The organism is Treponema phagedenis (genome assembly GCF_008153345.1).
GTDB lineage: Bacteria > Spirochaetota > Spirochaetia > Treponematales > Treponemataceae > Treponema > Treponema phagedenis.
Genome location: NZ_CP042818.1, coordinates 1,470,473 through 1,485,155, shown reverse-complemented (window position 1 = coordinate 1,485,155; position 14,683 = coordinate 1,470,473). Strand labels below are relative to the sequence as shown.

Below are 14,683 nucleotides of genomic sequence, written 5' to 3'. Positions count from 1 at the left end.
CAGCGGAACTGCCTTAACAATACCATAAGTTACCACCATAAAAACCCGCTCTTTGTAAACAGCAAAATAGTTTATAAAGAGCGGGTTTTTTATTTTACGGGAACAAGGTGATAGTGAGATTTTTACAAAGCGAGCTCGGGCGTCCGTGCCCGTTCTGAGTTTTGCCGTCCGTGGCAAAATTATACCTTGCGAGTTTTAAAACTTCCTGTTATAAAAAGGAGCTTGACACGGAGCAAGGGCGAACCCTTGGAATTTCCACCTTTGGTTCGCCTACGAGTTTAAAAGCTTCAATTTTACAAAACAGTGTTGATGCTTTTAAACATCGTTTTGAATTTGGCAAGGGTGAGCAATTTACCATAGGAATGCTACATCCTCTAAGCCATTATTTTTGATGTCTCGATCAACATATCAGTAAGTTAATTACAGCGTACTACACTAAAGCCGCCAATCAAAGATGCTTATACATTCTATGCAAAAGGTTTTCCAGCTTTTTTCCGTAGTCGGGGTCTTGCGCCCAGGTTTTTGTTAAACCGTAAATAGTCGGAGCCTTCCCTTTGGGATTCACATACTTGTATCGCGGGTCAATAACTTCCATCACAAGCGGCGCAGGACTTGCATAGGCTTTTAAGTGCTGAATGTGTGCGCGCACACCGAGCTGCACACTGTCAAAAACTTCTCCGGGTTGGTCGGCACCGATAGAGCCGAGCCCGCAAAAATTATTCATCTCACGGGTAACCAAACCGCCGAATTGCAGGAAGCCTGTTTCCAAACACATTTGCGCAAAAGCAACATCCGCATTAATTCCTTCAATCCTTGATTCAGAAATATAAAATTCAGCAAGAGCCTGTAAATCCTGTGCATCAAACGGAATATTTTGCGATTTAAAAAAAGCAATAAAATGCTTTTCGCGTAATTTTCCTTCTCCCATAATATACTGAGGTACGGCGGGCGGAACTGATTTACAGGAAAAGCAAAAAAAGATACAAAGTAAAAAAACTGCATATACGGAAAAAATAATTTTTTTGTTCATACGGGATATATCGGTTTTTTTATGAAATATTTTACTTGCATCGGAAAAATAAAAACAACCTCTTCTCATAAAAATATTATATTTCACGTAACCTCATGGAAATTTACAGGTATTGTAGAGCGACGTTTAATAACAGCTGTCGCTTCTTTTTAAACAGAGGCTCTTACGTTCATCGATTACATTTTATCAAAAATGCAAAACTACGTTGTGTTCTCCTAATATAACGGTTTTTTAATAACTCGATCCGTTTTTTAATGCATCTTACAAAAATCAAGACAATTTTATAAAAAAGAGTTCGACACAACGGTTTGGTTTTGCCGTCCATGGCAAAACCAAACCTGCGAGTTTAAAAGCTTCAATTTTACAAAACAGTGTTGATGCTTTTAAACATCGCTTCTGCAAGGAACCACCGCCATCCGTGGCGGTTCTGAGTTCGACACGGCGCAACGGTGAGCAATTTACCATAGAAATGCTGAAATCCGCAGTCCCTTATTGTTGATACTCCGATTTTTATAACAGGAAGTTAATTACAACACGTTATACTAGATACGAATTGAGCAGGCTTGTGCGTAAGCAAATAAATAGACTTTCTTGGGGCTTTATGCTATATTGAGGTTCTGATGAATGAAAACTTATTGTATCTTGCAAAAATCGGAGAAATAAACCTTAAAAAGGGAAATCTGAAAAATTTTGAAAGGCGGCTTGCGCAGAATTTGTCTTTATATCTTGAAAACACCGGTGCGAGCGTTCGGGTGCGTGCGGGGAGGTTGTTTTTAGAGATTCCTTCCGAATTCAGAACTCTTGCTGAAAAGTCGCTTGATATGCTTATCGGTATTACCGGATGGGCGGAAGCAAAGGTTGCGGAAAAGAATATTGATTCAATCGCTGCGGTTTTGATTAAAGAAGCTAAAGAAGCTGTACGGCTTGGCTGTAAAACGTTTAAAATAGAAGCGCGGCGTTCCGATAAAAGCTTTCCGTTTACCTCATACGAGATTGGGCGGGAAACCGGTGCGCAGATCCATATGGCGGGTATTTTAACGGTTGATGTGCATAATCCCGATATTGTGCTTTCTGTTGAGGTGCGCGAAAAATCCGTATTTGTTTACGGGGTGGAACATACGGGCAGGCGCGGGTTGCCCTGCGGCGTTTCCGGGCGCGGGTTGCTGCTGCTTTCGGGCGGTATTGATTCTCCTGTTGCGGGTTATCGAATGCTTTTCCGCGGCATGAAGCTTGATTTTTTGTATTTTCATTCTCATCCCTATACTTCACCCGAGGCTCAGCAAAAGGTGGAAACCCTTGCGGAAAAATTGGCGGAATACGGACTCGGTGCGTATTTGAATATTGTGTCTTTTACCAAGGTGCAGCAGCAGATTAAAAAAACAGCGCCTGAAGCCTATCTTACTTTGATGATGCGTATGTGTATGATGAAAACCGCAGAGCGCATTGCGAAAAAAGTTAATGCACAATGTTTAATTACCGGAGAAAGTCTTGCACAGGTGGCAAGTCAAACAGTGGAAAACTTAAGCGTAACCAATAGTTGTATTGACTTTCCAGTATTCAGGCCGCTTATCGGTATGGATAAGGAAGAGATCACCGCTCTTGCAATTAAAATCGGCACGTATGAAACCTCTATCTTGCCGTATGAAGATTGCTGCGTGCTCTTTTCGCCAAAGCACCCGGTGCTGCACACCCGGTTGGAAGACGCTTTTGAAATTTATAATCGCATGGGAATAGAGCCCTTTTTGGACGAAGCCTTTGAAAGCTGTGAAACAAAAAAAATTATCGGATACGGCAAAAAAAAATAAGCTTCCCGCAAGTAAAGCCTTCTTCCGGCGCTTAACGTTGCGGGAGGTCGCTATGCCGGCAGTTATACTCCGTACGTCATCCAAATTAAGCCATAGCCAATAGCTACGGCGGTCAGCGTATAGGGAACTGCCATCCCCATAAACTCGGTATTTTTTACCTGATAGCCTTCGTTGCGAAGAATGCCCAAAGAAGCGATATTAGCCGATGAGCCTATCGGCGTAATATTTCCTCCCAATGTGGCTCCTGAAAGTAATCCGAAAAATAAAATGGGAGAGGACACTCCCAAGCTTTCCGAAAGGATTTGTACAATGGGAAGCATGGTTGCAACATAGGGAATATTATCAACAAAGGCTGAAATCACAACAGAGCCCCATACAATAACCGAGTAAATCAAAAACACATTTGTTCCAAGCTTCAGAAAAACGTTTGCAATTGCGCGAATAAGCCCCGCCTCGGTTATTGCCGCAATAACAATAAAAAGTCCTATCAATAAAAAGATTGTTTCAAAACTGAATTCTTTTTTTATTACGGTTAGGATCGAATAATTTCTTTTTCGCAAAATAGTATAGAGTATACCGATAAGAAAGAGACCGACACAAATCAATCCGTTTATTGTTTGCGGTTTTTTATCTTCCGGTAAGAAGGATGCTCCTATCATAAGAATGATCATCATAACAAGGAGTACAGAAGGGAAAAAGTCCTTCACTTCGGTAAGCGCAACCTTTTCAGGGGTTTCTTTTGATGTACGGAAAATAAAATAGATGATGCCGGTAGCCGCAATTGCGGTAAATTCCACGATGAAGAAAAGAGACGGGCGCCCTAAATACCAGAAGAAATCAAAAAAATTCATGTTCAAATGACTTCCCAAAAGAATAGAGGTGGTGTCTCCGACAAGGGTTGCAGCTCCCTGTAAGTTGGCGGAAATCGAAATGGCGATAATCGGTTTAACCGGCGACATGTTCAGCTTTTTTGACAATACGATGCCGATCGGGGCAAGCATTAAAACCGTTGCGACATTGTCGACAAAGGCGGAAATAAAACCGGCAAATAATGATAAACAAACAATTATCCATTTTACATTCGGCAGTCTGTTTATGATATTATCCGCAATGCGCTGCGGCATTTGCGATTCCGTAAAAAGGGAGACAAGCCCCATTGTTCCCGCAATCATCAAAATAACGTTCCAGTCGATAGCGGCAAATACTTGAGTATAGGGTAAGATGCCCAGTACCACAAAAATAGCGGCTGAAACGCAGGCTATGACAGGCCGATAATTTGTCAAAACTATCATCAAAACATATGTGCCGCAAAATAAAACTGCCGATACAATAAGCTGAGTTTCAATCATTTTCACTCTCCTAGAAAAATTGTGATATCTATTTTATAAAAAGGCAAGGCTAACAATAGTAATTTGCAGCTATTCCAAACGTATATTCAGTTTTTTTCGAGGGTGTATCAGCAATAAAGCTTACCGAATTAACTATTCCTATGGTAAGTTTGCTCACCCTTGCGCCGTGTCGAACTCTTTTTATAAAATTTTTTATAGTTTGTACAAAAATACATTAAAAACGAGTCGAGTTATCAAAATGTACTGACCCCCTATTTTGCCTAAGGGGTTTTAATCTCCGCTATATTTTTTACACGCGGGGGAGTTTTTGACTGTTATCAGGTATTGATATACATCGCTGATAACCGGATCGCCTTTGTCCGCTTTTTGAAAGTTCAAATCGGTGCGCCTGAAAAGGGAGTCCTTTGTGTTCAGTCTGAAAATATAGATATCGCCCTTGTCGGTTTCCAACTGCTGCTGATAGGCATCATCAAAATAGAGCATACGATTTTCGCACGGATACGGCAGATAGTTATCATCCTTATTTGAAAACTCGCTTTTGATGTACTGAATTGCTATCGAAGTAATTTTACCCGAGTAGTTTTTGTTTTGGGTAAGATGTCCCGCAAAGTAGGTAACCTGATCAATCGGTACCTGAAAAACATGAAGATTTCCCCATACGCCGAAATACGTATTTTTGGGCAGGTCAAGGGCGCAAAAGTTTTCGTACAGCTGTTTATCGCGTATTGTATTGAATTGCTCAGGCGGGCAACTATCCAGCTTTTTCCGAGATAGGATATTGCGGTTAATTAAGGCAAACAGGGTATAATCCTTACCGAGCACGTTCTTTGCTTCCTTTTGATTTTCCTGCAAGAGTTTTTCGCATTCTTCGGCGATCGCATACGGATCATTATTCGGGAACTGCGCTTTTTTTGCGGCAGCCGCCAGTTTGCTTTGCAGATCCGAAAATAACCGCAGATTCTTTTTTTCTTTTAACAGCGCATGCTGTGCCGCATACGCTAAAATCGGTTGGTGTTCCACATCAACCGCAAGAATCCGAATGCGCTGCTTCTTGGGGGCGGTTTGGTTGTATTGGTAAAGCTTCTTAAAAAAATCATAATGCTCTTGCGTGCAATAGGCTGTCCCCCGCATTATTGTAAAAAGCGTTTTAAGGATCTTCTCATCTCCTGTTTCCAAGTATTTATTCAAAAAAAGATTGTGGCTTACAGGCGCTTCTTCAAGGAGCGTATTACAATATCCGGCTTTTGTAAAATACTCTAAGAATTCCGATTTTAACGTATAATTTGCGGCAACCCCGTGTATTTCGCCGATGAGTATTGCCTTATGTTTTTTGAGATTGTCAAGTGCAAATACCTTGTCAATTATTTTTTTGTCGGTAAAATCCAAAGAAAAAGTATTTTTTTCTAAGTCTTCAAAATATTCTTTTGCCGTAAACTGCTCCGCTTCTTTTGCAAACAAGGAAAAGAAGCAAAACGCCAAAAAAAAGGCAGCGATGCTTTGTTTCATACAATATCCTTAGTCAGGTTTAAACATTGTTTTATCTTGTTGTTTTTAGATGGAAAACAACCTGAATTTTATAAAAGCTCCTCGATTCTCTTAATCAATGCGTCAACATTTTCGTCTTTTGTTGCCCAGCTGGTACATATTCTGACAGCGGTTTTGTCTCCGGCAACATTTTTGATAATCTCAAAGGCGAATTCGTTTTTTGTTGCTTTAAAAAAGGAATTCGGTATAATCGGAAATTGTTGGTTGGTAGGAGAATCAACTAAAAATTCTATTCCTTTTTCTTTGAGCGTATCGCGTATGCGTATTGCTTGCTCATTTGCGTGTTTGCAGATGTCGAAGTAAAGCCCATCGGTAAAAAGCACTTCAAAATTTATACCGAGGATTCTTCCCTTTGCAAGCATTTGCCCGCCCTGTTTTAAGGTGTATCGAAAATCTTTTTTTAGCTCATCATTCAGAATAACCACCGCTTCTCCGAGCAGGGCACCGCATTTTGTACCGCCGATACAAAACATATCGCAGTTATTGGCAACATCTTGAAAGCTGAGGTCGTTTCCTTCCGCAGTTAAGCCATATCCGAGCCGTGCACCGTCAATGTACAGGTAAAGCTCATGCGCTTTGCAATACTGATATAATTCTTCCAACTCTTTTTTTGAATAAATTGTACCTGTCTCTGTCGGAAACGTGATGAATACAACTTTCGGCATAACCGCATGTTCAAATTTTCCTTCAAATTCACGCGCCTGCATAAATTCTTCAACTTGTGCGAGCTCTATTTTTCCGTTTCGATTTTCAAATTCCAGAATTTTATGTCCGCGGGATTCAGGCATTCCCGTTTCGTGTACATTGATATGGGAGCTGTCTGCGGCAATAACCGCCTGATAGCGGCGCAGCATATGCGAAAGACAAGCCACATTAGTCGGCGTGCCCGACACTAAAAAATGGACATCGGCATCTTCCCTGCCCATAGCCTTTTGTATCAGCTTGCGCGCTTTTTCGCAGTAGTCATCTTTGCCGTATCCTGCGGTTTGTTCAAGATTTGTTTCGCATAAACGTTCAAGGATTTTCGGATGGCCTCCCTCGTTGTAATCACAATTAAAATAAATCATTTTTTCCTCCGGATAAGTATAACCGTTACTATACTCTTATTACTAAAAACAATCAATTTATATCTACATAATAAACTGCAATAAAGGGTAAGATTTTGCTTTTGTTTAATCTTTGCAGGTTTTAGGACTCACCCTTGATTTTACTGCTTTATGATACACAATACAAAAGGTGAATTTTTATACATGTTTCTAAGCGTAAAGAGGCTGTATCCGGAAACTTTTGTAAGTTTCTTACTCTCATTTTTAGTTTTTACGGGGTGTTTTTACTGTCCTGATTATTTTTTTGGTCAGTGTTTTGTACGCTTTTCAAAGTGTTTAGCGTTGATTGTGCGTCATCTCGAGCTACAGCTAAAAATTCAATGATGGAAGGGTATCTTTTCAGGAATTCTCCCCATTTAGTCATGCGCTGCAGTTGAAGTTCTTCATTTGCGGCATGTTTTGCATTTTCAGCGGCAAGCTCTGCTAAAAGTTCGCTTCGTTTTTGCTCGTATATGTTGTAGGTATTTACAACCGATTTATATAAAGCCATGTCGGGGATGGTTATGTCTTGTACCCAGACAGATTCAATTTCAAGAATATCGGATGTGATTTCTTTTTTAATCTGATGAGAGATTTTACCGTATTGGGTTTTCATGGCTTCATACATTTCATTGTTTTCAAGATATGAAGAGATGAGGCTGTATGCTGCCTGACGCTGAAGGGCTTCAATTTTTGTTCTTATATAAGAATCGAGTCCGGCTTGATCAGTAATATTTTCATGCTCAATTACATTTAAAAGTTTTTCAGGCTTAAGGCGAACATCGGAAGAAACAGTAATTTTCCATGAAAAATCGGCTTTTTTTTCAAGTATTGCTTGATATTGTGCGGCAGAAGGCAGTGTGTCGGTAACTGTCGTAAGAATATTTTGTCTTTGGAGATCAAAAATAAGGACTTTTGCATTTGTTGGGATGAGCCGCTCCCAACGCCACAAGAATTGACCGGGCATAATCACTTTTTGATAGTAGCCGCTTGAACGTGAAAGAAGAATTCCGTATTTACCTGCGGGAACCGAAAACTGCAGCCAGCCGGCGATAAAAACCGCTGAAGAAACTCCGACTAAAATAATAAGCGTAATAAAAAACTTTGTTTTTCCTTTCATTGTTTTAGCATAGCAATTTCTTTTCGTTATAGCAAGAGTCCGGATATGAATAATTTTTATTTCACAGCGGTTTTACATCCGCAAACTACCAGCCGCCTGAAGCTCCGCCGCCGCCAAAGCTTCCACCACCGCCGCTATACGAGCTGCTGCTGGATGAACTGCTGTACGAGCTTCTGCTGGATGAACTGCTGCTATATGAACTGCTGCTGTACGAGCTGCTGCTATAATGGCGTCCTTCGGTAGATAAGCCTGCAGTGCTGGGATATTTCTTGGCAAGGTACTTGTCAATTCCCAGCAGTATCTTCCTTAGTATCAAAATAAATACGGCAATAGGCGCACATACTCCGAAAATTATCGCAAAGATAATTTCGGTAAGCGAAGATTTGCCTGCGGGTTCTACATTCACTATGCTTGAAACAAGGCTTCATCTTGCAAGGCAAGTCCCGCAATATTTTCTACCGCTTGGTAAATGCCTTCACCGTATTTTTCTTTTCTAAATTGCGGAGCGATGACATTGCGGATAATCGAAGAAGCCTTTGCGTCGGTGATAAAGCCTTCAAGTCCGTAACCGACCTCAATACGAATTTTACGGTCATTTTTTGAAACAAGCAAAATAACACCCGAGTCTTTTCCCTTTTTGCCTATTTTCCATTTTTCTGCAACCCGCATGGAATAGTTTTCAAGTACTTCTCCCTGTAATGCCGGAATGATTAACACGGCAATTTGCAGACTTGAGTTTGCCTCTGTCTTTCGCAAAAAAGCGTAAATTTTCTCATGCTCGTCTTTGGTCAGTATACCCGCCGTATCGGTTACCGGCCATTTCAACGGCGGAACCTCCAACGCCGCCGCAATAAAACAAAGAAGAAAAAAAACAAAAACGGCAATCTTTTTTTTCATAACCTTCTCCGATAAAAAGCATAATCCAATAAGCAAATATTAGTTTTTGCCGTCCATGGCAAAAACTAATCCACGAGTTTAAAAACGCCTATTATAAAAAGAGTCCGACACGGCACAAGGGCGAACCCTTGGAATTTCCACCTTTGGTTCGCCTACGAGTTTAAAAGCTTCAATTTTACAAAACAGTGTTGATACTTTTAAACATCGTTTGGAATTTGGCAAGGGCGAGTAAACTTACCATAGGAATGCCGAATTCGCACATGCGGAATACTTCTTCTTTAACCTCAACTCATTTTTCCTTTAAGAGGTTTTTATCGGAATAGTACGGAGTTTAGAAAACTGTTTTCCCTGCCTTTGGAGTACCAATTCTAAAAAAAAGGCTCAAAAAAACAACCTCTATATGGAAAAGATTTACCAGCCGCCTGAAGCCCCGCCGCCGCCAAAGCTTCCACCACCGCCGCTGAAAGAACTGCCGCCGCTGAAAGAACTGCCGCCGCCGCTCGAGAAGCCTCCGCCTCCGCCAAAATTACCGCTGTCGCCGGAAAAGCCTCCGCCTATACCGCTTGAAAAGCCTCGGCCGAAACTTGGGGAACCGCTTCGCCGTTTGCCCTGTAAACCGCCAACTAATAAAAAAACAGCCACTATGATTATAATGAGGAGCCATGGGGTGCCGTCGGAATCTTCTTCTGTATTCAGTTTATCTGAAATAAGGCTTTCATCTTCTAGGGCAAGACCGGCAAGGTTTTGTACCGCTTGGTATATTCCTTCACCATAGTTGTTTTTCTTAAATTCCGGCGCAATCACATTGCGAATAATTGATGAGGCTTTTGCATCGGTGATAAAGCCTTCAAGCCCATAGCCTACCTCAATACGAATTTTATGCTCATCGTTTGCAATAAGCAGGATAACCCCCGAATCTTTTCCCTTTTGCCCGATTTTCCATTTTTCAGCGACCTGCATCGAATAATCTTCTAAGGATTCTCCTTCCAACGAAGGAATGATTAAAACCGCAATTTGAACCTGACTGGATGTATCGAGTTTTGTTAAAAAATCGGAAATTTTTGTATGCTCGGCTGTATCCAATACTCCCGCAAGGTCTGTTACCGGTTCTTTAAGCGGCGGAACTTCCAATGCTGTCGCAATAAAACAGAGAACAAAAAAAATAAAAAATGCAATTCTTTTTTTCACAGTGTTTTTCCTTCCTTGTAATTTTTGTTTCCTCAATTCTATGGTAAAAAGCACTTTACTGTAAACTTTTGTCGTATTCTTCCTTTGTGTAAGAATCTTTCACTTTCTTTCTGACGTAAAATGAGTGTTATAAAGATAGTACCGAAAAAACATCCTATATGCAAGTTGCTCGCCGTTACCGGCAGTTACGTATCTCTCATTTAAAAACAGACTTTCATTTTGCTAAGGCAAGTCCCGCGAGAATGTCTACTGCCTGATAAATTCCTTTTCCGTAATTCAGGTAATTTTTAATTTTTGGAGCCGAACTACCAACCGCCTGAAGCTCCCCCGCCGCCAAAGCTTCCACCGCCGCCGCTATACGAGCTGCTACTGCTACTGCTATAGCTGCTACTACTATAACTGCTGCCGCTATAACTGCCTCCCGATGAACTATTCATAAACTTGGGGAATAAGGGTTTGTATTCAATGCCGAGTATGAGACAGGTTGTCCACCATATAATCCGAAGCATCATTATAACGATAACAAAAGGAACTGCCAGTATCGGTAATGCCATAAAAAAGGCTATGATATATAAAATAATTGAAACAATACCCAGTGTATCGTAGTCATCTTCTGTCTTCAGCGTATCTGAAATAAGGCTTTCATCTTCCAAGGCAAGCCCCGCAATATTTTGCACCGCCTGATAAATGCCTTCGCCGTATTTTTCTTTTTTAAATTGCGGAGCGATGACATTGCGGATAATTGAGGCGGCTTTTGCATCGGTTATGGAGCCTTCAAGTCCGTAGCCAACTTCGATACGGATTTTACGGTCATTTTTTGAAACAAGCAGGATAACTCCTGAATCTTTTCCTTTTTGTCCGATTTTCCATTCTTTTGCAACCCGTATTGAATAGTCTTCAAGTACTTCACCTTTTAATGACGGAATAATTAACACGGCAATTTGCAAAGCTGAGCTTGAGTCTGTTTTTAGTAAAAAATCGGAAATTTCTTTGTGCTCGGTTTCGCTCAATATGCCTGCAAGGTCGGTTACCGGTTCTTTAAGCGGCGGAACCTCCAGGGCTATTGCAACAAGGCAGAGAAAAGAAAGGAAAATAACGCTGATCCTCTTTTTCATATTTTCTTCTCCGAATTTGCTTTTTGTTTTTGCAGGCAAAAGGTTTGCGGGACTTTTTGCCTGCAAAACGAACCTATGGTTTTATAAACAATTAAAACTCAACTTTCGGAGCTTTTGAAGCCTCTTCATCCGCTTGAAAGTACGCTTTTGGTCTAAAGCCGAACATATTTGCAATGAAGGATTTGGGAAAAACCCTGATAAAACCATTGTACTGCTGTACTACCTCGTTATAGCGTTTTCGTTCTACCGCAATACGGTTTTCAGTTCCTTCCAGCTGGCTTTGTAAATCCAGAAAGTTCTGATTTGCCTTTAATTCGGGATAGTTTTCCGCTACCGCTAACAGCCGTTGCAAGGAGCTGCCCAACTGATTTTGCGCTTTTTGGAACTTTGCAAATTTTTCGGGGTCATCAAGCATGTCTTCGTCAATTTTGATAACACCGCCTGCTTGCGAGCGAGCTTCGGCAAGTTTGGTAAACGTGTCCTGTTCGTGCTTTGCATAACCTTTTACTGTTGAAACCAAATTGGGAATAAGATCCAAGCGTCTTTGGTACACATTTTCAACCTGGCTCCATGCAGACTTAACGCCTTCTTCCTGTGTAACCATGCTGTTATAATTGCCGACAAAAAAGTTATAAAGCATAAAACCTATAACAACTATTACACCGACAACAATCAGTGTTGTTTTTAATCCTTTAGTCATTAAAAAACTCCTTAATAGTGTAGATTGTGTTTTATCACAATATAGTGCTTTTAGATTGAAAAAACAAGCTTAAAAAAAATCTATCGGAATTTTGTGTTTAAAAATAAAATGTGGTGCAGTGTTCAAAGTACAATCAAGGATACGGTCTGCAATTAACTTGCTGTACAATAATCAAAAGCATCAACATAAAATTGTAAACTTGAAGCTTTAAAACTCGTTGGCGAAGTTAAAGTAAAATTTCAAAACTTCGCCCCTGTCCGATTCCAAACGATGTTTAAAAACTACTACACCATATACTTGGAGTTTTTAACCTCGTAGGCGAACCAAAGGTAGCAATTCCAAGGTTCGCCCTTACTCAAGTGCAAACGATGTTTAAAAGCATCAGCAGTAAATTATAAAATTGAAGTTTTTAAACTCGCAGCACTGATTTAATCAAGAATACTAAAAATCAGTGCGTGGCGGTGGTTCCAAACAGAAACGATGTTTTAAAAGCACAAACTTTTTCCAAGTGCTTTTAAAACTCGTGGTTTAGTTTTTGCCATGGACGTTAAAACTCAGAACCGCCATGGACGGCGGTGGTTCAACGCAGACGGTTTGGTTTTGCCACGGACGGCAAAATCAGAACAAATTCAAACGATGTTTAAAAACTACCACACCGACATAATATAGGAGTTTTTAAACTCGCAGCACTGATTTAATCAAGAATACTAAAAATCAGGACGTGGCGGTGGTTCCATACAGACAGGTTTGGTTTTGCCACGGACGGCAAAATCAGAACGGGCACGGACGCCCGTGGTTCCAAGCAGAAGCGACGTTTTAAAGCAGAACTGTTTGTAAAGCTTTAAAACTCGCAGGTTTGGTTTTGACATGGACGTCAAAATCAGCACCGCCACGGACGGCGGTGGTTCCACGCAGCAGCGACGTTTTAAAGCAAGACTATTTGTAAAGCTTTAAAACTCGCAGGTTTGGTTTTGCCAGGGATGGCAAAATCAGAACCGCCACGGGTGCCCGTGTTTCCAAGCAGAATTGAGTTTGAAAACTACCGCATTTGTATAAATAGGAGTTTTCAAACTCACAGGTTTGGTTTTGACATGGACGGCAAAACTCAGAACCGCCACGGATGGCGGTGGTTCTAAACAGCAGCGATGTTTTAAAGCAAGACAATTTGCAAAGCTTTAAAACTCGCAAGGTTTGGTTTTGACACGGACGGCAAAATCAGAACTGACACGGACGTTAAAACCGGATTTCAGCACCACTATGGTAAATTGCTCACCGTTGCGCCGTGTCGAACTCTTTTTTATAAAATTTTTTACGATTCGGGTTTCTCGTATTTGTGATGATACTAAGCCGCCGATGTGAAGTTTACATACAACAATCAAATTATGATTGAGACCGAATCCGAATAAAGCCTGCTTTCCGCTGTTTACTTTATTCAATTTTTACTTTATACTGCCGAAATCAAACTAACAACAAAGGTTTTATATGAGCAAACTGAAACTTCCGAAAAATTATCAGCCTATTTTGTCGATTAAGGAAACCGAGCAGGCAATTATTAAGATTAAAAACTTTTTTCAGATAAGTCTTTCAACTGAATTGAATTTAACGCGGGTAACAGCGCCGCTTTTTATTCCGCAAGGCAAGGGCTTAAATGATGATTTAACGGGAATCGAGCGGCCGGTCTCCTTTCCGGTAAAGGATATGAATGATGAGCGGCTTGAAATTGTGCATTCGCTTGCAAAATGGAAGCGGGTAAAAATTGCCGAGATGAAATTAAAAACCGGCTTCGGTATTTACACCGATATGAATGCAATCCGCGCCGATGAAGAGCTTGATAATATTCATTCTTTGTATGTTGACCAGTGGGATTGGGAATGCTCAATGCCCGAAGAAAATAGAACGCTTGAATTTCTAAAAACAGAGGTAAAAAAAATTTATTATTGTCTGAAGCGCACTGAGTTTTTTTTATATGATAATTATCCAAACCTTGAGCCGCGACTTCCTGAAAAAATCACATTTATTCATGCTGAAGATTTATACAGTCTTTATCCGAAGCTGACGGCGAAAGAGCGGGAACATAAAATTGCCGAAGAATATGGAGCGGTTTTTATTATCGGTATTGGAGCGCCTTTGGCAAACGGCGAGCCGCATGACGGACGGGCGCCGGACTATGATGACTGGATTACGGAAACAGGAGCGGGAAAGCGCGGTTTAAACGGAGACCTTTTAGTATGGAATCCCGTATTGCAAGAATCCTTAGAGCTTTCTTCAATGGGAATTCGAGTCAGCCCCGAAACAATGAAAGCACAGTTGAGTTTCAGAAATGCGCTGGAAAGAAGCTCGTTATATTTTCACACGCTTTTACTCAATAATAAATTGCCGCAAACAATCGGCGGAGGAATCGGACAGTCAAGGCTGTGTATGTTCTTTTTACGAAAAGCACATATCGGTGAAACGCAAGTTTCCGTTTGGCCTGATGATATGATTCGCAAATGCAGCGAACATAATATCCCGTTATTATAAACTCTTTATTTTTACATAGTGTAGTGTGGCGCTTTGTAATTAACTTCCATAATACATAGTGGCATCGACGATAATGGCTTGCGGATTTAAGCATTCCTATGGTAAATCATACCGGACGTCAAAATCAGAACAATGCAAAACGATGTTTTAAAGCGTAAATCTCTTTCAAGATTTTCCGTTGAATGCAAAAGGTATTACAAAATATTATTGGAATAAAATTATTGTCTAAAAATATCATTGATTAACGACATTGTATGAAAAATACTTGCAGAATTTATTGACTTTTGATATACTCTTATTATACAGTTATTATGCATTGGAGGAATTTT

General features: G+C 40.6%; 13 protein-coding genes. 3 read left to right on the top strand and 10 right to left on the bottom strand.

What is annotated here, in order from left to right; translation table 11 throughout:
- Window positions 1-170: 170 nt before the first annotated feature.
- Window positions 171-392: a hypothetical protein gene (locus FUT79_RS15060; RefSeq protein WP_024753478.1), complete on the top strand. Its 222-nt coding sequence runs from the start codon at window positions 171-173 to the stop codon at window positions 390-392.
- 56 nt (window positions 393-448) lie between these two features.
- On the opposite strand, the gene FUT79_RS06610 is transcribed toward FUT79_RS15060, so the two are convergent.
- The gene (locus FUT79_RS06610; protein ID WP_024753477.1) at window positions 449-1,030 is read right to left on the bottom strand and encodes a glucosaminidase domain-containing protein; all 582 of its coding nucleotides are present in this window, start codon (window positions 1,028-1,030) and stop codon (window positions 449-451) included.
- Between the two features lie 617 nt (window positions 1,031-1,647).
- Between FUT79_RS06610 and thiI the strand changes: the two genes are divergently transcribed.
- Window positions 1,648-2,835 (top strand): tRNA uracil 4-sulfurtransferase ThiI, encoded by a 1,188-nt coding sequence (gene thiI, locus FUT79_RS06600; RefSeq protein WP_174897301.1) that lies wholly within the window; start codon window positions 1,648-1,650, stop codon window positions 2,833-2,835.
- Between the two features lie 62 nt (window positions 2,836-2,897).
- Here the strand turns inward: thiI and FUT79_RS06595 are convergent, their stop codons facing one another.
- From FUT79_RS06595 to FUT79_RS06555, 9 genes are all read right to left on the bottom strand, one after another.
- Window positions 2,898-4,184 carry an ArsB/NhaD family transporter gene (locus FUT79_RS06595; protein WP_024753475.1) on the bottom strand — a complete coding sequence of 429 codons (1,287 nt, stop codon included), beginning with the start codon at window positions 4,182-4,184 and terminating at the stop codon, window positions 2,898-2,900.
- A 270-nt stretch (window positions 4,185-4,454) separates the two neighbouring features.
- Window positions 4,455-5,690: a TraB/GumN family protein gene (locus FUT79_RS06590; protein WP_024753474.1), complete on the bottom strand. Its 1,236-nt coding sequence runs from the start codon at window positions 5,688-5,690 to the stop codon at window positions 4,455-4,457.
- Window positions 5,691-5,758: 68 nt separating this feature from the next.
- On the bottom strand, window positions 5,759-6,796 hold the full coding sequence (locus FUT79_RS06585; protein ID WP_024753473.1) for a threonine aldolase family protein: 1,038 nt from the start codon (window positions 6,794-6,796) through the stop codon (window positions 5,759-5,761).
- 250 nt (window positions 6,797-7,046) lie between these two features.
- Window positions 7,047-7,934 carry an SPFH domain-containing protein gene (locus FUT79_RS06580; protein ID WP_024753472.1) on the bottom strand — a complete coding sequence of 296 codons (888 nt, stop codon included), beginning with the start codon at window positions 7,932-7,934 and terminating at the stop codon, window positions 7,047-7,049.
- An 85-nt stretch (window positions 7,935-8,019) separates the two neighbouring features.
- Window positions 8,020-8,340: a hypothetical protein gene (locus FUT79_RS15055; RefSeq protein WP_052335790.1), complete on the bottom strand. Its 321-nt coding sequence runs from the start codon at window positions 8,338-8,340 to the stop codon at window positions 8,020-8,022.
- Window positions 8,340-8,831 carry a TPM domain-containing protein gene (locus tag FUT79_RS06570; RefSeq protein WP_052335789.1) on the bottom strand — a complete coding sequence of 164 codons (492 nt, stop codon included), beginning with the start codon at window positions 8,829-8,831 and terminating at the stop codon, window positions 8,340-8,342. Before FUT79_RS06570 ends, FUT79_RS15055 begins: the two co-directional genes overlap by 1 nt.
- Window positions 8,832-9,242: 411 nt before the next feature.
- Window positions 9,243-10,019, bottom strand: a complete 777-nt coding sequence (locus tag FUT79_RS06565; RefSeq protein ID WP_174897058.1) for a TPM domain-containing protein — start codon at window positions 10,017-10,019, stop codon at window positions 9,243-9,245.
- Between the two features lie 305 nt (window positions 10,020-10,324).
- Window positions 10,325-11,134, bottom strand: a complete 810-nt coding sequence (locus tag FUT79_RS06560; RefSeq protein ID WP_044634889.1) for a TPM domain-containing protein — start codon at window positions 11,132-11,134, stop codon at window positions 10,325-10,327.
- Window positions 11,135-11,225: 91 nt separating this feature from the next.
- A complete protein-coding gene (locus FUT79_RS06555) occupies window positions 11,226-11,834 on the bottom strand; it encodes a LemA family protein (RefSeq protein ID WP_002698549.1) in 609 nt (202 codons plus the stop codon).
- Between the two features lie 1,482 nt (window positions 11,835-13,316).
- On the opposite strand from FUT79_RS06555, the gene asnA reads away from it, so the two are divergent.
- The gene (gene asnA / locus FUT79_RS06545) at window positions 13,317-14,354 is read left to right on the top strand and encodes an aspartate--ammonia ligase (protein WP_044634860.1); all 1,038 of its coding nucleotides are present in this window, start codon (window positions 13,317-13,319) and stop codon (window positions 14,352-14,354) included.
- The last annotated feature ends 329 nt before the right edge of the window (window positions 14,355-14,683 follow it).

Excerpts from the sequence above, each read along its gene's own strand:
- FUT79_RS06610 (WP_024753477.1), bottom strand. The coding sequence starts at position 1,030 with ATGAACAAAAAAATTATTTTTTCCGTATATGCAGTTTTTTTACTTTGT.
- FUT79_RS06595 (WP_024753475.1), bottom strand. The coding sequence starts at position 4,184 with ATGATTGAAACTCAGCTTATTGTATCGGCAGTTTTATTTTGCGGCACA.
- FUT79_RS06590 (WP_024753474.1), bottom strand. The coding sequence starts at position 5,690 with ATGAAACAAAGCATCGCTGCCTTTTTTTTGGCGTTTTGCTTCTTTTCC.
- FUT79_RS06585 (WP_024753473.1), bottom strand. The coding sequence starts at position 6,796 with ATGATTTATTTTAATTGTGATTACAACGAGGGAGGCCATCCGAAAATC.
- FUT79_RS06580 (WP_024753472.1), bottom strand. The coding sequence starts at position 7,934 with ATGAAAGGAAAAACAAAGTTTTTTATTACGCTTATTATTTTAGTCGGA.
- FUT79_RS06570 (WP_052335789.1), bottom strand. The coding sequence starts at position 8,831 with ATGAAAAAAAAGATTGCCGTTTTTGTTTTTTTTCTTCTTTGTTTTATT.
- FUT79_RS06560 (WP_044634889.1), bottom strand. The coding sequence starts at position 11,134 with ATGAAAAAGAGGATCAGCGTTATTTTCCTTTCTTTTCTCTGCCTTGTT.
- FUT79_RS06555 (WP_002698549.1), bottom strand. The coding sequence starts at position 11,834 with ATGACTAAAGGATTAAAAACAACACTGATTGTTGTCGGTGTAATAGTT.
- asnA (WP_044634860.1), top strand. The coding sequence starts at position 13,317 with ATGAGCAAACTGAAACTTCCGAAAAATTATCAGCCTATTTTGTCGATT.